The following is a 24,275-nucleotide window of genomic DNA, read 5'->3' on the forward strand; positions in this document are numbered from 1 at the left end:
GCGGGAGGGCCGTTCCGATCCGGTCATACGGTGTTCCTCAGCTCCTCGCCGTTGGTGGAGCAGCCGCCCATCGTGTAGTCGACGGTGGCCCGCCGGGTGCAGACCACGTCGATCCCGGCGCGCGCGAGGTCGATGGCGAAGGTGAAGTCCTCCGTCCACTGCATCTTCTGCCGGGCGCGGGAGAACTCCTCCCGGAACGGGACCTTGTCGTGGATCTCCCGCCGTACCAGCAGCTCGTTGGTGTCGAGCCGGGCGACCAGTTCGCCGTCGACCTTGAACACGTCCCGGACCACGGGCGAGCCCGGCACGAAGACACCCAGCCGGACGAGCCGCCGGTACGACTCGGAACGCGCCGCCCGCCCCTCGACGACGGGCCACCAGGGGTCCTCCCCGGCGGGGACGAACTCCTCGCCGGCGTCCGTCACCAGCCGCCGCCAGCTGTGTGCCACCCCCGCGTCCGGGGAGTCCTCCAGGGCCCGCACCAGGGTGCGCAGGTGCCCCGGGCGGTAGGCGTTGTCGTCGTCGAGCTGGGCGACGAACGCACCGCGGCTCAGGGCGATGCCCACATTGCGCATCCGCCCCAGCCGGGACGACAGATAGCTGGTCTCGAACCCCGGCGCGCGCCGCTGGTTGTGGATGACGAGGTCCGCCCGGACGTCCCTCAGCGCGGCCACGAACCCCTCGTCGTCGAGCCTCGGACAGGCGTCGCCGACGATGACGTGCTCGGTGCGCACGCCGTCCTGCGCGGCCACCGACCGCACACAGCGCAGCAGCGCGTCCGGCCGGTCGTGGGTGAGGGTGACGACGCTGACCAGGCAGGCCCGTCCGGGCCGGGGCGCGCGGGGGGACTCCTCGGCCTCCGTCGCGGGCCGTGGTGCCGTGGGGTGCTTCTCAACCGGCATGCCGTGCGTCCTCCTCGTCGGGCTCCGGCGCCTCCAGCGAGGCGAGCGTCGCGGTCATTCCGCCGCGTATCCAGGTGATGACGTCGGGCCGGAATCCGGCGGACCGCAGCCGCAGCAGGGCCTCGCCCTCCAGCTCCCGTCCGAAGGCCAGCGCCTCGGCACGCTCCTGCGGGGTGGCGTCCGCGGGCAGCTCCACGGCGACGGCCAGGGCGAGGGCCTCGCGCAGCGCGTCCGCGACGGCGTCGATCCGCTCCCCGGGCACCGTTCCGGTGACCCCGCGCCGTACGGCCTCCACACCGAAGGCGACATGGCGCGACTCGTCCCGGGTCATGGCGACGAAGCCGGCCCTGAGTCCGGGCAGGAAGGAGCCGGACCGCAGCGAGGAGACCAGCCGGCGCTGGGCGGTCAGGGCCAGCACCCCCTCGGTGACGATGTGGAACACGGCGACCGCGCGCAGCCAGTCGTCATGGCCGCCGTGCAGGGACGACAGCGGGCGGATGAGCCGGGCCTCCAGCTCGTTGAGGCGCAGTTGCGCGGGCGTCGAGTGCTGCCAGGCCGAGTCCAGGGCCTGCCTCAGGTCGTCCCCGCCGAGACCGAGGACCTCGCTCGCGAGCCGGTCCATCAACCGGGTGTGGCGCGACTCGTCGGCCGACTGGGTGCCGAGGAAGATCAGCGACGCCTCGTCGGGGGCGCCGAGGGCGATGGGTGCCAGCAGGTCGAGCCCGGTGTACTCGCCGACCAGGAAATGGCGGACGATCCGCTCCAGGCGGGCCTTGGTCTCGGCGGGCACGCGCTGCCAGTGCTCGGCGTCCCGCTCCAGCTCCAGGGCCTCCGCGGACCAGTGCTGCTTGTCCCAGGACCGGTAGAGGGTCCGGTAGGTGGGACGCGAGGCGATGGTGAGCTGCGCGTGGCCGGCGATCTCCGCCACCGGGAGACCTGCCATCTCCGGGAGTCCGGCCTCGTCCAGTAACAGGGTGCTCCAACGGGTCATGACACTCCAACCGGGCCGTGGGCCTCTTCGGTGAACTCGGGGCCGATGAGATCGGCGGGATCGTGCAGGACGTAGTGCTCGGCTCCCTCCGTGCCGCCGTCGGACGGGCCGTCCGGGTCGGGCCGGAAACCGGCCCGCTCGAACACGTCGGCGGCCGGGGTGTTGCGGTCGCTCGGTTCGAAGGAGCCCCGGACCCGCTCCCGGGCCGGTCCCAGCTCCCGCACACTGGCGGCCAGGAGACGGGGACCGACGCCCAGACCGATGACGCGGCAGCTCAGGACCAGGCAGATGACCCGTCCGTCGACGACGACGCATCCCCCGACGAGCCCGTAGTCGGCGAACCGGTCGGTGACGTGGCAGACCGTCACACGGCCGTCCCGCACCAGTTCCGCGATCTCGTGCTGGGCGGGGCGCCACTGTGTGGTCCGGTACTGCGTGGTCCGTAGCAGCAGTTCCTCCAGACGGGCCACGTCGTCCGGGCCCGCCCGGCGCACGGAGACCCGGGCGCCCACCTCACGGGCCAGGGCCCGTTCGTCGAGCGTCTCGCCGAGCTCGCGGCGCTTCAGCATGCCGCGGGTGGACTCCGTGCGGCGGGCCGCCTCGTGCCCGGCGGGCGGCCGGTCGAGCAGCGGATCGGTGAGCAGCCGCTCGCGGAAGCCGTGCACCGGCCCCTCGGCGATCCGGACCCCCGGCAGGGCCCGGCGCACCTCGTGCCGTTCGACGGGGTTGTCGTCGAGGAAGAGGATGGCGTCGTGGGCGAGCCCGAGACTGTCCGCGACGCGTGCCAGATTGCGGGACTTGGGCTCCCAGTTGATGGCGTGGAGCACGAAGTCGTCCGGCGTCAGCAGCAGCGGGTGGCGCACGTTCCGCCAGCGCTCCATGGTCTGCGACTCGGTGCCCTTGCTGGCGGTGACCAGGAGGAAGCCCCGCGACTTGAGCAGGGCGAGCGCCTGGTGGAGGCCGAGGTGGATCCAGGTGGAGGTGCGGTCGTGGTCCAGCCAGGAGAACCCGTCCTCCGCCGCGACGCCCGGCCACAGGGTGTTGTCCAGGTCGACGACCACGCACTTGACCCGGCCCTGTTCGGTGTGGGCGGTGTGGAGATCGAGGTACTCACGGGCCAGCGACGCCCCCAGCAGCGGAAGCTGATGCGGTGTCTCCCGCTCCGGGTCGGGCGTTCCGCCGTGGTGGCCGAAGGGGAACCAGAGGTCGTCGAAGAGCTGCCGCGCTCCGTACCGGGCGACCAGCCGCTCCTCGTCGAGCAGCATCAGATGGTCGTGCGGGCGCAGGGCCTCGTCGATGTCGGCGTTCAGCCGGGCCACCGTCTCCCGGTCGCCCCACCCGGTCCGGTGGCCGTAGCGCCCGTACGGCGACAGCGCTCCGGGCCCGTAGTTGTGGACGATCCCGATGCCGCTGTCCCGTGTCGCCGCCGCCAGGGCGTCGATCCAGGAGCGCCCCACCTTCCGCAGCCGCTCGGCCCGCTCCCGGCGCTCGTCCTCGGTGGCGAGCGGTCCGTGGTCCCAGAGTTCCGTCAGATAGGGCTGGATGGAGAGCTGGAGGACGGTGACGTCCGGCCGGTACTTGTCGACGAGCGTCCTCAGCCGCCCGCGGGAGTCCGGCCACGCGCCCACGAGGCGCACGTCGAGGCCCCTCTCCAGCCCCTGCGAGACCAGCTCGTCCCGGGCGAACTCCGTGACGCAGCCGCCGAGCGCGAGCACGGTCAGCTTCCGCAGCGGCCCGGACCGGCCGTCGAGCAGCCCGGTGGAGAGGGGACGCGGCTGGAAGTAGTGCTGGCGCCCGAAGCCGCGCATGACGCCGGCGCTCTGGTCGCGCGGTGTGGACACCGGGGCGGCGAGAGCGAAGAGGGAGTCGATCCCGGCACGCTCGTCCGCGCCCGCCCCGACGACGAAACCGCGCCGGGTGAGGAACTCCAGGAGCACGCCGTCGGTGGAGCCGGTGAGGTCGCGCAGCTCCTCCTCGGTGAATCCCGCCGGCCCGGTGAGGGAGCGCAGCGCCCGCCCCAGCTCCGGTTCGACCGCGGCGCGTTCCCCCGTGACCACGTGGGTCAGCACGGTGGAGGAGGAGAGGTCCGTGATCGCGAGGAAGGCACTGACCTGATGGGTGGTGCCGGCCCTGGGCATTATGTACCTCCGTCGGACTGCTGCGGATGGTGTCCGTGCCGTGCCCCCGCCGTGCGCAGGTACCAGGGCGCGCTCAGGAGCACGGGGAGTGCGATGAGGGCGGCGATCGTCACGGACGCGCCGAGGAGCGACGCCGCGGTGAGGGAGGCGCCGAGCACCGCTCCGACGAGGCTGCACGCGTCGGTCAGCGGGATCAGCGCCGCGTAGTAGTGCCCGGCGAGGTGGGCGGGGAGGCGGCTCTGCGCCTCGGCGAAGAACACGGCGGTGGCCACGGACTCGGTGATCCCCGCGAGGAAGAGCAGGGCCAGCGCGAGCGGGGCGGACGACACGTGGACGAGGGACACCCAGAGGACCGCCTCCACGACGTTGCCGACGATGTACAGCAGGCCGCTGTGGAAGCGCACCAGCCGCCCGACGAGAACGCCGCCGACGACCGCGCCGATCGCCATCGCGCCGAGGAGGTACCCGTAGAAGCCGGAGTGGCCGGGGAAGGAGTCGGCCGCCAGCCCCAGGAGGAACATCCGGCCCACCGAGACGGCCCCGACATAGGTGAACCCGGTCAGGGTCAGCCCCAGCAGGAAGCGGTCGCGGGCGACCGCCGCGGCCATGCCGTGGACCCCGGCGGCGTAGGCCCGCCGCAGGTGCCGGCCCGCCGCGAGGAGCGCGCCGCCGGGGCGCCGCCGGTGCCCGGACCCGCCCGGCTCCCGGCCGTCGTGCGGCCGCAGCAGCGAGCCGACGGGGGAGGCGGGGACGAGCAGGACCAGCCCGGCGGCGGCCAGACAGGTGACCGCCTCGGCCAGGAAGGCCACGTGGAAGCCCGCGGCGGCGACGAGGATGCCCGCCAGCGGGGGCCCCACGAAGACGGGCAGCCGCTCCACGGTGATGAGGAAGCCGTTCCCGGCGAGTTCCTCGCCCTCCTTCAGGACCAGCGGACGCAGCGCGAGCCGGGCGGGAGCCGCGAACATGTGGCTGATGCCCACGAGCAGGCCCAGCACCTGCACCTGCCAGAGCGCGGACGTCCAGGGCATGAGGGCGATGACCACAGCGCCGCCCAGCGCGCTGACCGCCGCGACCCGCCGGGGGTCCCAGCGCGCCACCGAGTCGCCGACCACGGGCCCGAGCAGTACACCGGGGATCAGCCGCGCCGCGAAGGCGAGACCGGCGGACGCGGTGATGCCGTACCGGTCGAGGAGGAGCAGCGGCAGGGCCACCGCGGTCATCGCCGAGCCCAGCTCGATCAGGAAGATACTGAGGAACAGCGCGTTCCTCGAAAGGGCACGGGAACGGAGGGGAACCGCCGGGTCCCCCGCCGTCCGGTCCTTCGCGCCCGGTGGCTCAATCATCTACCAGCTCTCTTTCGTACCCGCTCGTCTCAAGGAGGACGCAGGCGTAGTTGCCGCCGAATCCGAAGGCGTTGACCAGGACCCGCCGCAGGCGGGCCGGGGAGCGCTCGGTGCTGACGCGCACCGCCGGATGCTCCGCCAGCGGTGCGGCGCAGCCCGGTGTCGCCGGGAGGAGGGACCTCCGCATCGCCTCCGCCGCGTGCGCCACACCGGCCAGGGCCGAGGTGTGGAGGAGGTGACCGAGCGCCCCCTTGTGGGAGAACACCGGCACCCGCGTCCAGCCCAACTCCTCGCCGAGGGAAGCGAGTTCCCCGAACTCCACCGCGTCGCCGAGGGCCGTGCCCGTGGCGTGGGCGCAGACGGCGTCCACCCGCGTCCGGCCGGTGCCGTCCGCCGGGGACAGCACCGCGCGCAGGACGGCGCCCATGGCGGCCGGATCGGACTCGGCCCTGCTCGGCTTCACCAGGCAGGCGGTCCCCGCGACCGCTATCGTCCCCCCGCCCCCGCGGGCCCCGGCCGCCTCCGCGCGCTCCAGCACGAGGGCGACGGCACCCCGGCCCACGGCCATCCCGCCGCGCTCCGTGTCCAGGGGCCGTACCGCACCCGTGGCGAGCACCCCGACCGCCTCCAGGCTCATCTCCTCCATCGGGTCGGAGACGGAGGCGCCCGCGACCACGACGACGTCGGCCTGTCCGGCGGCCAGCCGCTGCGCGGCCAGACGGATGGCGAATCCCCCGGTGGCGCAGGCGTGGGAGACCACCGTGACGGGGGCCCGTCCCGCGCGCGTGGACAGCACGTCCGTGTTCGCGCCGTGCAGGAAGGGCGCCGTCGCGGAGTCCCTCGCGTCGGCCTGCGCACAGACGACGACCGCCACCCCGGTCCCGGTGCGGGGCGGCCCCGGAGGGAACCCGGCCCCGGCGAGGGCCTCGTCGACGACCGCCTCCAGCAGGTCCCGCTTGGACCACGACGGAGGTGCCGCCGCGTAGGCGCCCGGTGTCGAGGCCGCGCGCCACAGGCCCTCGGCGCCGTCGCCCCCGGGCAGTCGCGCCGCGATGCCCGTGATCACCGGGAAGGAGCGCTCACTCGCCACCGTCCCCTCCCCCCACGCGGGTCCGGGCGCGGCCGGACAGCAGCCCCCGGACGGCTTGTCTGTCGAGCTTGCCGTTGCCCAGGCGCGGCAGTTCCACGACGGGCACCACCACCCGGGGGCGCAGCACCGGCGGCAGCAGGTCCCGGGCGGCCGCCCGCCACCGCGCGAGGTCGGTGCCGCCCGCGGCCACCACCACCGCGCCCATCCGAGGCGTCCCCCGGCGGTCCACGACGGCGTCCACCACCACCTCGCCCACCGAACAGCGGTGGCTCAGCAGCGCCTCCACGTCCGAGGGGATGACGGTCTCGCCGTGGATGGTGATGCGGTGCTTCAGCCGGCCCACGATGCGCAGCGCGGGGCCCACCCATTCCGCCTGGTCGCCCGTGGCCAGCCAGCCGTCGGCGCGCAGCGCCGGCCGGGTGGTGCCGAAGTAGCCGGACGTCACGCCCGGACCCCTGACCAGGAGTTCGCCGCTGGTGTCCTCGATCGACACCTCCGTGCCGGGCAGCGGAAGACCGACCGTGCCGGGGTGGAAGTGCCCGGGGGCGTTGAGCGCCACGTTCGGTCCGGCCTCCGTGAGCCCGTAGCCGTTGTGCAGGGGAGCGTCCCACCGTGCGAGGGCCTCCTCGACCGCGGGCGGCAGCACCTCCCCTCCGCAGCCGCGGAACCGCAACGCGGCGAAGGCCCGCAGCTTCTCGGGGGACCCCTCCAGCCGGGAGAGCAGCGCCGTGTACAGCCCGGGGACCCCGTCGAGGGTGGTGATGCCGTCCCGGGTGAGCCTGTTCAGGACGGCGATGGCGTCGCTCCTCGTCTCCACCCACAGCTCGGCCCCGGTCAGGCGCGCCATGCCGAGGACACTGAAGCCGTAGGCGTGGCCGAGCGGGAGGGGCAGGCAGAGCCGGTCCGTGTCCGTGGTGCCCATGCGCTCCGCGGTGACCCGGTACTGGTACTCCTGGCTCCGCGCGCTGAGCATGACCAGCCGCGGATCACCGGTGCTGCCCGAGGTGAAGCAGGCGACCGCGGTGCCGGAGGGGAAGCGCCGTCCGGTGGTGACCGCACGGGGCGTCACCACCGGCCCCGCCGGGTCCTCGGCCACCTCGCAGACGGCGGGCAGCCAGGAGGTCCGGGCGTAGGCGGACCGCAGCACCAGGACGGCGCCCGTCCGCCGGCACGCCTCGGCGGCCGCCACGAACGCGATCCCGTTGGCGGTGGGGGCGAGGACACCCGTGCCGGGGGCCGCACCGGCCGCGGCGACCTCCCGCGTCACGGAGTCGGTCGCGCGACGCAGGGCTTCGGCCCCGACCGGGCGGCCGTCGATCACGAGACGCACGGTCCGGCGCCGCCCGCTCATGACGGCCGCACCAGGCCCCGGCGGGCGGCCGGCGGCAGGTCCCCGTCGTCCGCGCGGACGACCACCAGGGCGAGCCGCCCGGCCCCGGCGTGCCCACGGGCGCGCGCGAGCGCGTGCTCCAGGTCGCCGGGCGCGCCGGGCCGCTGGACGTCGTCGAACATCGACTCCAGGGCGGGAAGGGTCCGGGAGCGGTCGGTGAAGGACATCAGCGGCGCGGTGTCCTCGCGCTCGGCCCGGGGCCAGCCCCAGCCGCCGTTGTCCCAGGTGATGACCGTGAGCCCGACACCGGCCCGGCGCGCGGTGGCCAGCGCCGCGAGGCTCATCTCCAGGGCACCGTCACCGCAGGTCACCACCGTCTCCATGGTGGGATCCGCGAGGTGTACGCCCACCGCGGCGGGCAGCGCGAACCCCATCATGGTCTGCTCGCCCGGGGTGACGGCCGTTCCCTCGGGCCCCAGTTGGAGATGCGTGTAGTGATATCCCCACAGGTCGTGCAGTCCGTTCTCCTGGACGACGCACCAGCGGCTGCCGCCGTACTCGCGGGACAGGGCCCGCAGCGTCGCGGGCACCATGCCGAGGGGTTCGTCCCGCTCGGCCAGGCGGTTCCTGGCGGCACGCCATTCCTCGCCCCACGCGGTCCGCCGGGCCGTGGTGTCCCGTTCCGACGCGGCGAGGAGCGCTTCCGCCGTGAGGGCCGCGTCGCCCGCGAGGAAGCACGCGGCCGGGGTGCCGTGCAGCCGCGCCTCGTGGTCGGTGTCGATCCGCACGACGGCCGTGTCACCGACGAGTTCGTCCCAGCCGTCCCGGGCGGTCTCCTCCAGCCGGGTCCCGAACGCGAGCACGAGGTCGGCCCGGCGGAGCGTGTCCTCCATCCCCTCCTCGCGGTACAGGCCGATCAGTCCGCAGTAGTCGCCAACCGCGTCGTGGAACCGGTCACCGGTCTCGGGAACCGTGCCCCGGCCGCTCGCCGTGGAGAACACCGGCGCGTTCAGTTCCGCGGCCAGCCTCTCCACGGCGGGGCCCGCCCCGGCGGCGTGCGCGCCGCCGCCCACCACGACGAGGGGGCGCCGGGCGCGTTCCACCAGCGCTGCGGCGTGCCGCAGTTGCTCCTCGGCGGGCGCCTGGAGCGGACGGGGGACCGCGGGGGCGGCGGGGCGCGGGGCGCTGTCGGCAGGCCCGGGCGCGCCGCCCGCGGCGACGTCGGCGGGCACCTCGATGACGGCGATCCCGGGGCGGGGGCCGGTGGACTGCCACACGGCCGACTCGACCGCCCAGCGGAGCTGTTCACCGGTGGCCAGCACGTGGTACCAGACGGCGAACTGCCCGAGCAGCTCCCGCTGCGACACCTCCTGGAACGCGGCCCTGCCCCGCTGCTCCCGGGCGGTGGCCGTGGTGACGAGTACGGCGGGCAGCCGCAGCGACGCCAGTTCTGCCAGGCCGGTGAGGGCGTTGAGCACCGAAGGGCCGGTGGAGACCTCGATCGCGGCCGGCCGCCGTCCGGTCCGGGTGTAACCGGCCGCCACGCAGCCCAGCATGCGCTGGTCCCGCGGCACGAGGGTGCGGAAGTCCTTGCGCCGGGAGGCCGCGTCGACCAGGCAGGGGAGGTCCGAGGGGAACCCCACCACCGTGCTGACACCGAGGCGGCCGAACTCCGCCGCCATGCAGTCCCAGAACCCGTTTGCCACTGACAGTCGCCCCTTCGGTCTCACGCGTGCGTGCATGGGTTGTGCCGGCCCGTCCCGCGGGTCCCCACCGCGCCCCGCCGGCCTACCGCTCCGGGGAGAGGAGCACTCCGGTCAGATGGAACCGGGATTCCGAGCAACGGACCCGCAGGACCGCGGCACCCTCGGACGGGTCCGCCACCAGGGCGGCACGGGCGGCCCCTTCGGCCGCCTCCAGGTCCTGGGCACCGCAGTGGAAGTAGGCCTCGTGCTCGCCGGTGGCACCTTCCGAGTACGCCATCAGCAGGCGGCTGGGTTCCAGTTCGGTCGAGGCCGAGGGCCGGATGCGGTACTTCCGTCCCTCGACCCGCCGCTGGTACAGGGCTCCGGCCACGGCGCAGTATTCGGCGACGGCGAAGTGCAGGGGGGTGCGGCCGGTGAGGCCGGGCAGCCCGGCCAGCACCTCGGCGACGGCCGACGGAGCCTCGCGCCACCACGGGGGCTCGGGGACGCGGGGCGTCCGGGCGGGGGCCCGGGGGCGTCCGCCCCCGGGCGCCGGGAGGGCTCGGACGACGCTCCGCGACCGGGACGGCCGGTGCCGGCCCGCGCCGGTCATCGCGCCACCAGGGGGGTGCCGACGGCGTCGGCGGCGGGGTGCGGCCCGGCCTCCCTGGACAGCAGCAGGGGACGCGCCGCCACTTCGCCCGCCTGCCAGCGGGCGCTGGCCCGTCTGCCGTAGCCGCCGAAGGGGCGGTTGCCGTCCTCGGCCTGGAAGGAGGTCCGCGGGCCGCAGTTGACGGAGGTGCCCAGGACGGGGTCGGGCAGGCCGGGCTCACCGTACACACTGACGTACATTCCGCGTTCGGTCTCCGTCTCGCTGGTGAGCCAGGCGCGGACCTCGGTGGCCTCGTGGTAGCTCGTCAGGCAGATGACCGGGGAGAAGAGTTCGGGCGGATGTGTTTCCGAAAGGCATGGGAACTCGACGACGGTCGGTTCCAGCCGAAGGTTCCGCTCATCGACCGTTCCGCCGCTGAAGACCTTTTCCCGGTGCGTTTCGATGAACGCGGAGGCCGCTTCGAACGCGTCGTTGTAGAACATGGGGGGAATGACGAGCCCGGGCCGCTCCCTGGGCGCGCGGGGAACCTCGGCGAAGGCATGCGCCAACCGCTCCCTGAGTTCCGGGTATATCGAGGAGTGCGCGATGAGCAGGTCTGGGCAGAGGCAGTCCTGACCGCCGTTGAAGAGCCGGGACGAGGTGGTCTCGCGGACCACTTCGGCGACATCCGCGAAGGGGCCGGCCACCACGGGGTTGGGTCCGGATCCAAATCCCAGGATGGGCACCGCGGAAGGAATCGATTCTCTGATCGCGTGAAGATTCTCGTAGCGTCCCGTGAAGACGACCGTCCGGGCTTCGCGGCACAGTGCGACGAACTCGCGCTGCGAGACGTCGGCCATGGTCACCGGATTGTGCGGAAGACCCGCGAGGATCCCGTGGAGGGCGAACACCGCCTCGCGTGTCCGGGCCGACGGCCGGATCAGCACCTCGTCGCTCCACAGTCCGGGCATCAGGCCGAAGAGGACATACGAATAGAGCACGTTGTTCGACGGCAGGAAGGTGCAGACACGGCCACCGGTGGTGCCCTCGAACTGCCGCATCTCCGCACGGCCGCCGCGCAGTGTGGCGATCGCGGAGTCCAGTTCGGCGACCGCGCTGTCCCGGGTGGCGATCTCCGTGAGTAATCGGGTGAGATCCTCGGAGCGTTCCAGCAGGAAGTCGGCCCATGTATCGCACAGGAACCCCATGTGGTCCAGATCGGGTTCCGCTTCGACTGTTCGGCTTCCGGATGACGCGACGTGCAAGAGTTCCCCCTCGGCGGTGGCGTTTCGCACGTATGGAATGGTTGACCGTTCGGCGGGCCGCAGACGAAACCCGAAACGGAGCCGGCTGCCTGCTGCGGGGAGTGGGCGGGCGAACCTCGGGCGCCGCGTTCACTGCTGGGGAGGGTGGTCGGGCCCGGGAGGAAAGGGAGTCGGCGCTGACGGTGCCGCTGGAGTTGGGGCGGCCCGGCAATTCGTCGACACCTCCCCACTTGAATCGGCGAGCTACGTGATCTCCGGCATCAATAGCGTCCACAGCGAACATCTGCTTGTCAACGCTCCCTCGGGAAGGGCGTACCGGAAAAGCGCAATGTCCATTATGGGGTAATGGTGTGAACCATTTGCTCTTGCCCGGTGAGGGACGCTGCGCGGTATAAGGGAAGGGGGCGATGGACCATTCGGATGTTCAAGGGGCGCCCGGGGCGCTGAATGCGGCGGTGCGGTGCCGCTGCGCGGCCGAGCGGGCCCGCGGTGACAGTTGGCCGAAATCCTGAAGGTGCTTCCCGCTCCTCCCGGGCGTCTGCGGGGAAAGTGGGCTGGTGGCCGGACCGGGGCCGGTCGGTGCCATGGGGTCCGCGGGGAAACCCGGTCGCGTTCTTGGCCGAAGAACCATGGGGACGGGGCCGGACTTCGCCGTGCGCAACGCGGCACGACTGCCCCGGCGAAGACATCGCGCCAAGTTTCCGGCCGTCCGGACGGCCTCTTCGGTGTGCGTGGCCGGACGAGTGCGGTGCGGATCGGTTTCTCCTGCGATTCGGTGGAGGGGGTGCCCCGCCGTGTGCGGCCTCGCCCGGACGGGCCGGGACCGGTCCTGGACGGCGGTCCGCCATGTGCCGGTGGGGAGGGCGGCCGCTCGCGGCGGCCGCCCGGCGGTCACACCGGTACCTCGGTGAGTCCGCCGTCGGCCATGTCGAGGCGGCGGGTGACGCGCACCGAGTCGAGCATGCGCCGGTCGTGGGTGACCAGCAGAAGGGTGCCCGGGTAGGTGCCCAGGGCCGACTCCAGTTGTTCGATGGCGGGCAGGTCGAGATGGTTGGTCGGCTCGTCCAGGACGAGGAGGTTGACCCCCCGGCCCTGCAGCAGTGCGAGGGCCGCCCGGGTGCGCTCACCGGGGGAGAGCGTGGACGCGGGACGCATGACGTGGTCGGCCGTGAGGCCGAACTTGGCGAGCAGGGTGCGGACATCGGCCGGACCGGTGTCGGGCGCGGCCGCGCGGAAGGAGTCGAAGAGGGCTGTCGGGCCCTGGAAGAGCGCGCGCGCCTGATCGACCTCACCGATGACGACGCCCGGGCCGAGCGCCGCCTCGCCCGCGACCAGCGGCAGCCGGCCCAGGAGGGCGGCGAGCAGCGTCGACTTGCCCGAGCCGTTGGCGCCGGTGACCGCGACCCGGTCGGCCCAGTCGATCCGCAGGGTCACCGGGCCCAGCGTGAAGGCGCCGCGCCGCACCTCGGCCTCGTTCAGCGAGGCCGCGATCGCGCCGGAGCGCGGCGCCGCGGCGATCCGCATGCGCAACTCCCACTCCTTGCGCGGTTCCTCGACGACATCGAGGCGCTCGATGAGCCGTTCGGCCTGTCGCGCCTTGACGGCCTGCCTCTCGCTGGACTCCACGCGGGCCCTGCGGCCGATCTTGTCGTTGTCGCCGGACGCGCGGCGAGCCCTTCTGACCCCCTTCTCCGCCCAGGCGCGCTGGGTCCTGGCCCGGGCTTCGAGCGCGGACTTCCGGTCGGCGTACTCCTCGTACGCCTCCCGGGCATGCCGGCGGAGGGCCTCCCGCTCGTCCAGATGGGCGGCGTAGCCACCGCCGTAGAGGGTGACCCGCTGCTGCACCGGGTCGAGTTCGAGGACCCTGGTGACGGTGTGCGTGAGGAACGCGCGGTCGTGGCTGACGACGACGGCGCCCGCGCGCAGTCCGCGCACGAACTCCTCCAGTCTCTCCAGGCCCCCGAGGTCCAGGTCGTTGGTCGGCTCGTCGAGGAGGAACACGTCGTAGCGGGACAGCAGGAGTGAGGCGAGTCCCGCGCGGGCGGCCTGGCCGCCGGAGAGCGCGGTCATGGCCCGACCGGGACCCACGTTCAGGCCGAGTGCGCCCATGACGCGCTCGGCGCGCTCCTCCAGGTCCGCGCCTCCCAGGGCGAGCCATCGCTCCAGGGTCTCCGCGTACGCGTCGTCCGAGCCCGGCACCCCGTCCGCGAGTTCCCTCGTGGCCCGGTCCATCGCGCTCCGGGCGGCGGCGACGCCGGTACGGCGGGCCAGGAACGCCCGGAGCGTCTCGTCCGGCCTGCGCTCGGGCTCCTGCGGCAGATGGCCGACGGTCGCGGTGGCCGGGGACAGCCGTACCGTTCCCCGGTCCGGCGCTTCCAGACCGGCGAGGAACCTGAGCAGTGTGGACTTCCCGGACCCGTTGGGCCCGACGAGTCCGATGATGTCGCCGGGCGCCACGACGAAGTCCGCCCCCGAGAACAGGGAACGGCCGCCGCGGTCGGCGGCGAGGCTCCTGGCGACGAGGGTCGCGGACGGAGAGATGGCGTGGCTGCTGATCGTCATGAGGTCCTCGCGAGGGCGAACGCTGTCGGAGATGCGGCGGCGCGGGTGAGCATCACGCGATGACCGGACCGACGGGGAGGCGGGCGTGCCGTCCGGCCCGGAGGGTCCGGGGGAGGGCATGGCGTACCGAGGTCGCGTCCTTTGGGGTCACGGGCAGCGCACGGGTCGGCGTCGCACGTGAGGGACGTGCGGAACGACCGGGCGGCGTGATGATCGGAACCTCGGAGCTACAAGGTCCACCTCTGACGGAGACGACAGGACCGCCGACCACCCTAGGCGCTCGGGGCGAAGCGGGGCAAGGACCCGGCCGGGGAGGAGGGGCCCGGTGCGGCGGCCCGTTCCCCACCCGGTGGAAAGGGAGTTCCCCCCGGGGGGCGGCCAGGGACGCCGGGCCCTGACACTCCTTGGGCGGGGGCCCGGGGGTTCCGCCGGGGCGGGGGGCGCGGGGCGCGTCCTCCGGCGGTGCCGGAGGGCGCGGGGGCAGCGGCCGGGGCCCGGAGCCTCAGCACTCGATGATGTTCACCGCGAGCCCGCCGCGCGCCGTCTCCTTGTACTTGACGGACATGTCCGCGCCCGTCTCCTTCATCGTCTTGATGACCTTGTCCAGGGACACCTTGTGCGAGCCGTCGCCGCGCATCGCCATGCGGGCCGCGGTGACCGCCTTGACCGCGGCCATGCCGTTGCGCTCGATGCAGGGGATCTGGACCAGGCCGCCGACCGGGTCGCAGGTCAGGCCGAGGTTGTGCTCCATGCCGATCTCGGCCGCGTTCTCCACCTGCTCCGGCGAGCCGCCCAGCACCTCCGCCAGCGCGCCCGCCGCCATCGAGCAGGCGGAGCCCACCTCGCCCTGGCAGCCGACCTCGGCGCCGGAGATCGAGGCGTTCTCCTTGAACAGCATGCCGATCGCGCCGGCGGCCAGCAGGAAGCGGACCACGCCGTCCTCGTCGGCGCCGGGCACGAAGTTGACGTAGTAGTGCAGGACGGCGGGGATGATCCCGGCGGCGCCGTTGGTGGGGGCGGTGACGACCCGGCCGCCGGCCGCGTTCTCCTCGTTCACGGCCATCGCGTAGAGGGTGATCCACTCCATCGCGAGGGCCTGCGGGTCGCCCTCGGAGCGCAGCTTGCGCGCGGTGGTCGCGGCGCGGCGGCGGACCTTGAGGCCGCCCGGCAGGATGCCCTCGCGGGACATGCCGCGCGCCACGCACTCCCGCATCACGCGCCAGATCTCCAGCAGGCCCGCGCGGATCTCGTCCTCGTCGCGCCAGGTCCGCTCGTTCTCCAGCATCAGCGCGGAGATCGACAGCCCGGTCTCCTCGGCACGCCGCAGCAGTTCGTCACCGGTGCGGAAGGGGTGCTTGAGCACGGTGTCGTCGAGCTTGATCCGGTCCGCGCCGACCGCGTCCTCGTCGACGACGAAGCCGCCGCCGACCGAGTAGTACGTCTTGGCGAGGACCTCCTCGCCCCCGGTGCCGTACGCCCGCATCGTCATGCCGTTGGCGTGGTAGGGCAGGGCCTTGCGGCGGTGCAGCACCATGTCGTCGTCGTAGGAGAAGGCGATGGCGCGCTCGCCCAGGAGCCGCAGGCGCCCCGAGTCGCGGATCGCGTCGACCCGCTCGTCGGCGCGCTCCACGTCCACGGTGCGCGGCGACTCGCCCTCCAGCCCGAGCAGCACCGCCTTGGGCGTGCCGTGCCCGTGGCCGGTGGCGCCGAGCGAGCCGTACAGCTCGGCGCGGACGGTGGTGACGGAGCCCAGCAGCCCTTCGTTGCGCAGCCGCCGGGCGAACATGCGGGCCGCCCGCATCGGGCCGACCGTGTGGGAGCTCGACGGACCGATGCCGATCGAGAACAGGTCGAAGACCGAGATGGCCACGGGGACTCCTCTGAGGCGGGGGTGGTGCGGAGGGGAGGGCGCGGGGCGCCGGTCCCGCTCGTGGCGGGCCCGGCGCCCCGCACCGTGTGCTGTGCGGCGGTGGTCAGCCGCTCAGCCCGGGGTAGAGCGGGTGCTTGTCGGCCAGGGCGGTGACCCGGGCCTTCAGCGCCGTCACGTCGCAGGACGGCTTGAGGGCCTCCGCGATCACGTCGGCGACCTCGGCGAAGTCCTCGGCGGTGAAGCCGCGGGTCGCCAGGGCAGGGGTGCCGATGCGCAGGCCCGAGGTGACCATCGGCGGGCGGGGGTCGTTCGGGACGGCGTTGCGGTTGACGGTGATGCCCACCTCGTGGAGGCGGTCCTCGGCCTGCTGGCCGTCCAGCTCCGAGTCGCGCAGGTCCACCAGGACCAGGTGCACGTCCGTGCCGCCGGTCAGCACGGAGACGCCGGCCGCCCGCGCGTCGTCCCGCACCAGGCGCTCGGCCAGGATGCGGGCACCCTCCAGCGTACGGCGCTGGCGGTCCCGGAACTCCTCGCTCGCGGCGACCTTGAAAGCGACGGCCTTGGCGGCCACCACGTGCTCCAGCGGACCGCCCTGCTGACCGGGGAAGACGGCGGAGTTGATCTTCTTGGCCAGCTCGGCCGTGGAGAGGATCACACCGCCGCGCGGGCCGCCCAGCGTCTTGTGGGTGGTGGTGGTGACCACATGGGCGTGCGGCACCGGGTTGGGGTGCAGCCCGGCCGCGACCAGACCGGCGAAGTGCGCCATGTCGACCATGAGGTACGCGCCGACCGCGTCCGCGACCTTGCGGAACGCGGCGAAGTCGAGCTGCCGGGGGTAGGCGGACCAGCCGGCGACGATCAGCTTCGGCCGGTGCTCCTCGGCCAGCCGCTCCACCTCGGCCATGTCGACCCGGCCGTCGTCGCCGACGTGGTAGGCGACGACGTCGTAGAGCTTGCCGGAGAAGTTGATCTTCATGCCGTGGGTCAGGTGCCCGCCGTGGGCGAGGTTCAGGCCCATGATGGTGTCGCCCGGCTTGAGCAGGGCGAACATCGCGGCGGCGTTGGCCTGGGCGCCGGAGTGGGGCTGCACGTTGGCGTGCTCGGCGCCGAACAGCTCCTTGACCCGGTCGATGGCGATCTGCTCGGCCACGTCGACGTGCTCGCAGCCGCCGTAGTAGCGGCGGCCGGGGTAGCCCTCGGCGTACTTGTTGGTCAGGACCGACCCCTGGGCCTCCATCACCGCGACCGGCGCGAAGTTCTCGGAGGCGATCATCTCCAGGGTGGACTGCTGGCGGCGCAGCTCGGCGTCGACGGCCGCCGCGACGTCGGGGTCCAGCTCATGCAGGGGGGTGTTCAGTAGCGACATGCGTGGGTGACCTCTCAGGACCTCGGGACCGGTCAGGCGCCCGCGAACGCGGCGTACTCGTCGGCGGAGAGCAGGTCGCCCGGCTCGTCCGTGACGCGCACCTTGAACAGCCAGCCGCCCTCGAAGGGGGCCGAGTTCACCAGCGAGGGGTCGCCGACGACGTCCTCGTTGACCTCGGTGATCTCACCGGAGACGGGGGAGTACAGGTCGGAGACGGACTTGGTCGACTCCAGCTCGCCGCAGGTCTCGCCCGCGGTCACCGAGTCGCCGACCGCCGGGAGCTGGACGAACACGACGTCACCGAGCGCGTTGGCCGCGTGCTCCGTGATGCCGACCGTCGAGACGCCGTCCTCGGCGGCCGACAGCCACTCGTGCTCCTTGCTGTAGCGAAGCTGCTGGGGGTTGCTCATGGCCTGAATTCTCCTGTACGCGGAAGAGTGCTGGTGAACGGGGTGACCCGACCGGGTATGTCCCCGGGCGGCGCGGGCGCGCGCGGGCACGGGGGCGGCGGACCGCACGCCCGGGGTGCCCGCCGTCGGCGGGTGGCTACTTCTGACGCTGGTAGAACGGGAGCGCCACGACCTCGTACGGCTCGTGGGTGCCCCGGATGTCCACGCCGACGCCGGGCGTGCCCGGGGCCGCGTGCGCCGCGTCGACGTACGCCATGGCGATCGGCCGGCCCAGCGTCGGGGACGGCGCGCCGGAGGTGACCTCGCCGACGGTCCGGCCGTCGACGACGACCGCGTACCCGGCGCGCGGGACCCGGCGGCCCTCGGCGACCAGGCCGACCAGGACCCGGGGCGGCTCGGCGGCCGCCCGCTCGGCGGCCTCGGCCAGCGCGGCGCGGCCGACGAAGTCGCCCTCCTTCTCGAACTTGACCACTCGGCCGAGCCCGGCGTCGAAGGGGGTCAGCGCGGTGCTCAGCTCGTGCCCGTACAGCGGCATGCCCGCCTCCAGGCGGAGCGTGTCGCGGCAGGACAGCCCGCAGGGGACGAGTCCGGCGTCCTTCCCGGCCTCGGTGAGCGCCTCCCACACCCGTGCGGCGTGCTCCGGCCGCACGAACAGTTCGAAGCCGTCCTCGCCGGTGTAGCCGGTGCGGGCGATCAGCGCGGGGACGCCGGCGACGGTGCCGGGGAGCCCGGCATAGTACTTCAGGCCCTTGAGGTCGGCGTCGGTGAGGCTGCCCAGGATGCCCGCGGACTCCGGGCCCTGCACGGCGAGCAGCGCGTGGGCGTCGCCGTCGTCGCGGACCTCGGCGTCGAAGCCGGCGGCGCGGGCGGTGAGGGCCTCCAGCACGGCCCCGGCGTTGGAGGCGTTGGCGACGACCAGGTAGTCGGTCTCGCCCAGGCGGTAGACGATCAGGTCGTCCAGGATGCCGCCGTCCTCGCGGCAGATCATCGTGTAGCGGGCGCGGCCCGGCTTCACGCCGCTGATGTTGCCGACCAGGGCGTGGTCCAGGAGGGCCGCCGCCTGCGGGCCGGTGACCGCGATCTCACCCATGTGGGAGAGGTCGAACAGCCCGGCCCTGGTGCGCACCGCGATGTGCTCGTCGCGCTCGGAGCCGTAACGCAGGGGCATGTCCCAGCCCGCGAAGTCGGTCATCGTGGCGCCCAGCGCGCGATGCGTGGCATCGAGCGCGGTGCGGCGGAGTTCGGTACTGCTCATCGGTCGTCTCCCAGGTACAGGACGGCACGGGCGAGGTGGTCCTCCCCATCTGTCATCGGAACCTGAGAGGTTCGCCCGGACCACCGGAACACGGCGATCAGGGTTTGCACCTTGGGTGGGGCCGCCGGGGCGGCCCGCTTTTCAGATGTGCCTCGCCCGCGCGGTAACGGTGCCTGAGAGATTCAAGGGAGGGACTTGCTCCTTCGGCGCCCCGGCGACTGCCGGGGACTCTCCCGCGCGGATTCAAACGGCCGGTATGCAGTTGGCGCCGCCATCATCGCACGCCGGGCGCCCTGGTGGCAGACCGTGATCCGTAACCGACCCGTGGCACCGCGCGCACGGAAACGCGAGACTGCCGCATTACCTTCTCTTTACACTCGGCGGGGTAGGGGACGCGTGAAACGCCCCAGGGGGAGGACGACCACGGTGAACAGGCCCACGGCGTGCGCCACGACCTCCGGCACCGCGCTGCCGCCGAAGCCCCGCGCGGACGACGGCGCGGCCGGTGGCGAGAGGGGGAGCGGCGGGGGAGCGCGCCCCGGGGAGGGCGCGGCGGAGACGCGGGCGGCGGGGGAGCGCCCGGCGGGTTCCGGCGCCGACCGCGCGGTCCCGGCGGCCTCGGCGGGGGCGCGGACGCCCGGTGCCGCGACCTCGGCGACGCCCATGACGCCCGCCGCCCCGGGTGTCCCCGCGTCCCCGGGTGTCCCCGCCACCCTCGCAGCTCCGGGTGTCCCCGGAACCCCGGGTGTCCCCGGAACTCCGGGTGTCCCTGGGACACCGGGCGTCTCGGGAACCTCCGGCGCCCCGCACTCTCAACCCGACGGCCCCCCGGACGCCGCGGGTCCCGCACCCCGGCCGTTAGACGCCACCGGAGCGCGCCCCGTCGCGGACCGCAGGCCCCCGCCCGCGCCGAACGGGGCACGGGCTCCCCTCCCGTCCGTCCCGCCGGGGGACACCCCGGCCGCCGCCCCGGCCCCGCGCCCGTCCGCGTCACCGGCCGCCGTGGCGTGCCCGCCTGCCCCGGGGGGCGCGGACCCCACTCCGGCCCCGCGCCCGTCCGCGTCACCGGCCGGCGTGGCGTGCGTGCCCGTGCCGGACCCGCACGTTTCCGTCCCGTCCGTCCCGCCGGGGGACACTCCAGCCGCCGCCCCGGTTCCGTCCCCGTCCGCGTCACCGGCCGCCGTGGCCCGTCCACTCGCCCCGGGGGGCCCGGGCCCCACCCCGGCCCCGCGCCCGTCCGCGCCGTCGGCCGCCGCGTGCCCGTCCGCGGCACCGGCCGCCCCGCCCCGCGTCCGGGACCTCCGCGCCGGCGGTCGGCCCGCCCCGTTCGCCCTCCGCTTCGGGCCCCGGGACGTGGTCGTGGTCGCCGGGCTGCCCGGCAGCGGCAAGTCCACGCTGATGCGCCGCGCCGTCCGGGGGCGGCGGATCGACTCCCAGGACGCCCGCGACCGCTGGGAGCGCCGGGTGCCGCGCGCCCTGCCCTACGCCGTCTACCGCCCGCTGGTCCGGCTCTCCCACTACGCCGGGCTGCGCCGCGCCCTGCGCTCCGGCGAGGGCGTCGTCGTGCACGACTGCGGCACCCAGCCCTGGGTGCGCGGCTGGCTGGCCCGCTGGGCCCGCCGCCGGGGCGGTGCCCTGCACCTCGTCGTCCTCGACGTGGCCGCGGGCACCGCCCTCGCCGGGCAGCGCGCCCGCGGCCGGGGCGTCTCCCGCTACGCCTTCCACCGGCACCGCGCGACGACCGCCCGCCTCCTGCGCTCCCTGGCCGGCGGACCGCCCCCGGGCTGTGCCTCCGCCACCCTCCTCGACCGCCCCGCCGCCACCGCCCTGCGCACCCTCGCCTTCACCGCCTGAGCCGGGCCCGCGCGGGCGCCCGGTGACGGCCGACGGCCGCCGCCCGTAAGCCCGTTGCCCCGATTCCGCGGGGCCCTGGGGCCCGGCGGCGCGGGCGGGTAGCCTGTGGCGGCACACGAGCGGTACGAGGCAGGCGGTAGGCAGATGGAGATTCCGGCCCAGGGGCAGTCCCGGCCGCCCGGCGGCGGCTGGCCCGGCAACGAGCTGGAGGAGGTGCTGTCCGCCTCCCTCGGCGTGCCAGGAGCCGAGGCCCGGCTCCTGGAGGTGCTCGGCCGCAGCTCCCTCTGGATACCGCTGCCCAACGGCGGCGGCCCGGACAGCGGCCCCCTCGACCTGCCCGCGGTCGAGCTGGACGGCCAGGCCTACGTCCCGGTCTTCAGCTCCGAGGAGCAGCTCCGCCTCGCCACCGGCGGCCATCTGGGGTACACCGTCGCCCCCGCCGCCGAGTTCGCCCGGGGCCTGCCCCCGCAGATCGGCCTCGCCGTGAACCCGGACGGCGCCGTCGGCGTCCCGCTGCCCCCGGCCGCCGTCGCCGATCTCTGCCGCACCGGCCTCACCCCGCTGGACGGTCCCGCCTCCGGCGGCCGGGTCCGCCTCTTCGAACCGGACTGGCAGGACGACCCGGTGGACTTCCTGGCCGCCGCCTCCGCCGAGTTCGACGCCACCGGCGTGGTCCGCACCGCCCGCCGCTGCCTGGCCGCCGTCGAGACCGCCGAGCCGGTCATGTTCGTCGGCGTGGAACTGGCCCACTGGGAGGGCGACGCCGCCACCCGGCCCCTCGACGCGCTCGGCCGCGCGCTCGGCCGCGCCCCGGCGCCGTGGCCGGTCAACCTGGTCCTCCTGGAGGCCGCCCAGGACCCGGTCTGCGACTGGCTCCGCGACCGGGTGCGGCCCTTCTACCAGCAGGACCGTTGACCGGAAAAGACCCCTGCCGGGACTCGGGCTCCCCTTGCGCGGGGAGCCGTAAGCTGGTCGCACTACCGGGGAACTTCTCGAAGGGGCGATACACGTGAGCGCCAGCGGCACCGCGACCGGGCAGGTCGAGCACATGCTGCGCCAGGTCACGCCCGGGGGCTACGACGCCTACGAGGCCCTTCTGCGCGCGCTCGCCGCCCCCACCTCCGGCCAGGTCTGGATGCTGCTGTGGCACGGCCAGGCCGGTTCCCCGGACGCCCAGTACGGGAACATGGAGGTCGACGGACACGGCTACGCGCCCTGCGTCACCTCCGCCCAGGAGCTGTCCGCCAGCGGCTGGAACCGGTCGTACGAGGTCGTCGACGTCCTGGAGGTGGCCCGCTCCCTGTACCCGGACCACTTCGGCCTCTGGCTCAACCCGCACGCCCCCGGCGGCGGCCTCGGCGTGCCCTGGCTCGATCTGCGCCGGATCGCCTCCGGACTGGACCGCCAGCCCGCCGGTCCGCTGAGCCTGTCCGACCCGGCCATCGAACTCCCCCAGTTCTACGCCCTGCTCGCGCGCAACGCCCATCTCACCCCCGCCGTCCGCGCCCTGCGCCGGGCCTGGGTGCAGCCGGCCCTCGGCTCCCCCTATCTGGCCATCGGCCTGGACGTGTACGACGTCTCCCCGCCCGCCGTGGACGCGGTGCGCGGCATGATGCAGCAGTCGGTGGGCGCGGTCCCGGAGGGGCTGCCGGTCTCCACCGTCGCCATGACCGACGCGCACGACCCGGTCGCCATGTGGCTGCGGGCCAACGCCCGCCCGTTCTACGACCGCGAGGCCCATGCGCCCGCCCCGGGCCCCGGCTACGGGTACCCCCCGCGCGGCGCGTACTGACCCGGGACCCGCCCCCGTTCGCATTCCCCGCCCGACACCGGCCCCACCCGTGCCCCGGCCCCACCCGTGCCCCGGCCCCACCCGTGCCCCGGCCCCGCCTGTGCCCCGGCCCCGTCCACGCCCCACGCCCGAGCCCGGCGCCCCCTCGGCCCGACACCACCCGGCAGCCCCCGGCGCCGGGACCGACCGGCCCCGCCCACCGCATCCGCGGCGGGTCTGCGGCCGCCCGCGGCCTCCGGAGCCCCCGGCGCCCGCCACGTGCCCCGGGCGCACCCGCCCACCCGCCCTCCCGGAGCCCGGCGCCGCCCCCGCCCTCCGAGCGGTCCTCCCCGCGCCCCCGCCCCCTGGCCTGCGCGGACGCGGAAGGTACCGGCGGGTACGGCCGGACGGGTGAACAGGTGGGGCCCCTGCGCGGGCTTCCCGCCCCTGTGTCACTGTGTCCGGGGTCGAGGCCTTCGAGGATGAGGGGCTCTTTCCGGATTTCACCGGACATGATGGACAGGCCACTGTCCGGCATGAGTTGTCTGCCGTTCGGATAACGGAACTCAGCGGTCGGCGTCACGGTTGCGCATACTTTCCCCGTCAGATCTGGCGCGTGATCGCCGGGGCGTTGAAGACTCCCCTCCACGGGGGAAGGCCGCCGGTCCGGTGAGTGAGCGCCCATGAGGTGCGCCGGAGGCCGGACGGCGGACGGCCGAGTCACACCGCGTCCGCCGGGCAGCAAGCAAACGGAACAAGTCGCCGACTGCGGCGGGCAAAGGCCGGTCACCACCGGCGAGAGGGGTCGGGTCACTGTGACCGCACCGATCGAGACCACCGGGGCGCAAGCCGAGGCACAGCCCGAGGCTGTCCTGGTCGGCGCCGATAAGGGGCAGATCGAGGGCCGTTCCCTGGGCCAGATCGCCTGGTCCCGCTTCAAGAAGGACAAGGTCGCCGTCGCCGGCGGGGTCGTGGTGATCCTGCTGGTCCTCATCGCGGTCCTGTCCCGTCCCATCCAGGCGATGTTCGGCCTGGACCCCAACGCCCTCAACCAGGACCTGATCGACCCCAACACCTCGCTGCCGAAGGGCGACTTCGGCGGCATGAGCATGGACCACCCGCTCGGTGTGGAGCCGAAGTTCGGGCGGGACATCGCCACCCGCATCCTGGAGGGCTCCTGGGTCTCGCTGGTCGTCGCCTTCGGCGCCACGATCCTGTCGAACACCATCGGCGCCATCCTCGGCGTGGTCGCGGGCTACTACGGCGGACGCGTCGACACGATCATCAGCCGGCTGATGGACACCTTCCTCGCCTTCCCCCTCCTGCTGTTCGCCATCGCCATCTCGGCGACGCTGCAGGGCGGTGCCTTCGGGCTGGAGGGACTGCCGCTCCACATCGTGGTGCTGGTCTTCGTCATCGGCTTCTTCAACTGGCCCTATCTGGGCCGCATCGTCCGGGGCCAGACACTGGCCCTGAGGGAGCGCGAGTTCGTCGACGCCTCCCGGGGGATGGGGGCCAAGGGCCCGTACATCCTCTTCCGGGAGCTGCTGCCGAACCTCGTCGGTCCGATCATCGTCTACTCGACGCTGCTGATCCCGACCAACATCCTCTTCGAGGCGTCCCTGAGCTTCCTCGGCGTGGGCATCCAGCCGCCGCAGGCCTCGTGGGGCGGCATGCTGAACCAGGCGGTCGACTTCTACCAGGTCGATCCCCAGTTCATGATCGTTCCCGGTCTTGCCATCTTCGTGACCGTCCTGGCGTTCAACCTGCTCGGCGACGGTCTCCGTGACGCTCTCGACCCGCGCAGCCGCTGAACCGCGCCTGCCCAGAGAGTCCTACAGATTTACCACC

At 74.0% G+C, this 24,275-nt stretch carries 18 protein-coding genes and 1 riboswitch; of the genes, 4 read left to right on the forward strand and 14 right to left on the reverse strand.

All coding sequences use genetic code 11. The features are described from left to right. Window positions 1–23 precede the first annotated feature (23 nt). The 14 genes from GTY84_RS04255 to gcvT all read right to left on the reverse strand — a co-directional run bounded on the left by GTY84_RS04255 (window position 24) and on the right by gcvT (window position 18,799). Window positions 24–902 carry a glycosyltransferase family 2 protein gene (locus tag GTY84_RS04255; protein WP_161224737.1) on the reverse strand — a complete coding sequence of 293 codons (879 nt, stop codon included), beginning with the start codon at window positions 900–902 and terminating at the stop codon, window positions 24–26. Then, a complete protein-coding gene (locus tag GTY84_RS04260; RefSeq protein ID WP_161224738.1) occupies window positions 892–1,893 on the reverse strand; it encodes a ribonucleotide-diphosphate reductase subunit beta in 1,002 nt (333 codons plus the stop codon). The genes GTY84_RS04255 and GTY84_RS04260 overlap by 11 nt, the downstream gene beginning before the upstream one ends. Next, on the reverse strand, window positions 1,890–4,031 hold the full coding sequence (locus GTY84_RS04265; RefSeq protein ID WP_161224739.1) for an HAD-IIIC family phosphatase: 2,142 nt from the start codon (window positions 4,029–4,031) through the stop codon (window positions 1,890–1,892). The genes GTY84_RS04260 and GTY84_RS04265 overlap by 4 nt, the downstream gene beginning before the upstream one ends. Beyond that, entirely contained in the window at window positions 4,031–5,374 is a 1,344-nt protein-coding gene (locus GTY84_RS04270) for an MFS transporter (RefSeq protein ID WP_161224740.1), read from the reverse strand. Before GTY84_RS04270 ends, GTY84_RS04265 begins: the two co-directional genes overlap by 1 nt. Further along, window positions 5,367–6,464, reverse strand: a complete 1,098-nt coding sequence (locus GTY84_RS04275) for a beta-ketoacyl synthase N-terminal-like domain-containing protein (protein WP_161224741.1) — start codon at window positions 6,462–6,464, stop codon at window positions 5,367–5,369. Before GTY84_RS04275 ends, GTY84_RS04270 begins: the two co-directional genes overlap by 8 nt. Continuing rightward, complete coding sequence (locus GTY84_RS04280; RefSeq protein ID WP_161224742.1) at window positions 6,454–7,785, reverse strand: fatty acid--CoA ligase family protein; 1,332 nt, start codon at window positions 7,783–7,785, stop codon at window positions 6,454–6,456. Before GTY84_RS04280 ends, GTY84_RS04275 begins: the two co-directional genes overlap by 11 nt. A 26-nt stretch (window positions 7,786–7,811) precedes the next feature. After that, window positions 7,812–9,500, reverse strand: a complete 1,689-nt coding sequence (locus GTY84_RS04285) for a thiamine pyrophosphate-dependent enzyme (RefSeq protein ID WP_161224743.1) — start codon at window positions 9,498–9,500, stop codon at window positions 7,812–7,814. An 82-nt stretch (window positions 9,501–9,582) separates the two neighbouring features. Further along, a complete protein-coding gene (locus tag GTY84_RS04290; RefSeq protein ID WP_161224744.1) occupies window positions 9,583–10,092 on the reverse strand; it encodes a hypothetical protein in 510 nt (169 codons plus the stop codon). After that, complete coding sequence (locus tag GTY84_RS04295) at window positions 10,089–11,366, reverse strand: aldehyde dehydrogenase family protein (protein ID WP_161224745.1); 1,278 nt, start codon at window positions 11,364–11,366, stop codon at window positions 10,089–10,091. The genes GTY84_RS04290 and GTY84_RS04295 overlap by 4 nt, the downstream gene beginning before the upstream one ends. Window positions 11,367–12,227: 861 nt before the next feature. Continuing rightward, a complete protein-coding gene (locus GTY84_RS04300; RefSeq protein WP_161224746.1) occupies window positions 12,228–13,898 on the reverse strand; it encodes an ABC-F family ATP-binding cassette domain-containing protein in 1,671 nt (556 codons plus the stop codon). 502 nt (window positions 13,899–14,400) lie between these two features. Then, the gene (locus GTY84_RS04305; protein ID WP_161224747.1) at window positions 14,401–15,768 is read right to left on the reverse strand and encodes an L-serine ammonia-lyase; all 1,368 of its coding nucleotides are present in this window, start codon (window positions 15,766–15,768) and stop codon (window positions 14,401–14,403) included. Window positions 15,769–15,871: 103 nt separating this feature from the next. Then, a complete protein-coding gene (gene glyA / locus GTY84_RS04310; RefSeq protein ID WP_161224748.1) occupies window positions 15,872–17,134 on the reverse strand; it encodes a serine hydroxymethyltransferase in 1,263 nt (420 codons plus the stop codon). 32 nt (window positions 17,135–17,166) lie between these two features. Beyond that, the gene (gcvH, locus tag GTY84_RS04315) at window positions 17,167–17,544 is read right to left on the reverse strand and encodes a glycine cleavage system protein GcvH (RefSeq protein ID WP_161224749.1); all 378 of its coding nucleotides are present in this window, start codon (window positions 17,542–17,544) and stop codon (window positions 17,167–17,169) included. Between the two features lie 136 nt (window positions 17,545–17,680). Beyond that, window positions 17,681–18,799, reverse strand: a complete 1,119-nt coding sequence (gene gcvT, locus GTY84_RS04320) for a glycine cleavage system aminomethyltransferase GcvT (RefSeq protein ID WP_161224750.1) — start codon at window positions 18,797–18,799, stop codon at window positions 17,681–17,683. A 151-nt stretch (window positions 18,800–18,950) separates the two neighbouring features. After that, window positions 18,951–19,045, reverse strand: a riboswitch (glycine riboswitch). A 936-nt stretch (window positions 19,046–19,981) separates the two neighbouring features. On the opposite strand from gcvT, the gene GTY84_RS04330 reads away from it, so the two are divergent. The 4 genes from GTY84_RS04330 (at window position 19,982) to GTY84_RS04345 (ending at window position 24,238) form a co-directional block, all read left to right on the forward strand. Beyond that, window positions 19,982–20,653, forward strand: coding sequence for an AAA family ATPase (locus GTY84_RS04330; RefSeq protein WP_161224751.1), 672 nt, complete (start codon window positions 19,982–19,984; stop codon window positions 20,651–20,653). A 144-nt stretch (window positions 20,654–20,797) separates the two neighbouring features. Then, window positions 20,798–21,568 (forward strand): enhanced serine sensitivity protein SseB, encoded by a 771-nt coding sequence (locus GTY84_RS04335; protein ID WP_161224752.1) that lies wholly within the window; start codon window positions 20,798–20,800, stop codon window positions 21,566–21,568. Window positions 21,569–21,662: 94 nt separating this feature from the next. Further along, the gene (locus GTY84_RS04340; RefSeq protein WP_161224753.1) at window positions 21,663–22,445 is read left to right on the forward strand and encodes an enhanced serine sensitivity protein SseB C-terminal domain-containing protein; all 783 of its coding nucleotides are present in this window, start codon (window positions 21,663–21,665) and stop codon (window positions 22,443–22,445) included. A 794-nt stretch (window positions 22,446–23,239) separates the two neighbouring features. Further along, window positions 23,240–24,238, forward strand: a complete 999-nt coding sequence (locus GTY84_RS04345) for an ABC transporter permease (protein WP_161224754.1) — start codon at window positions 23,240–23,242, stop codon at window positions 24,236–24,238. Window positions 24,239–24,275 lie beyond the last annotated feature (37 nt).

The organism is Streptomyces sp. SID8352, from assembly GCF_009862265.1.
Taxonomy (GTDB): domain Bacteria; phylum Actinomycetota; class Actinomycetes; order Streptomycetales; family Streptomycetaceae; genus Streptomyces.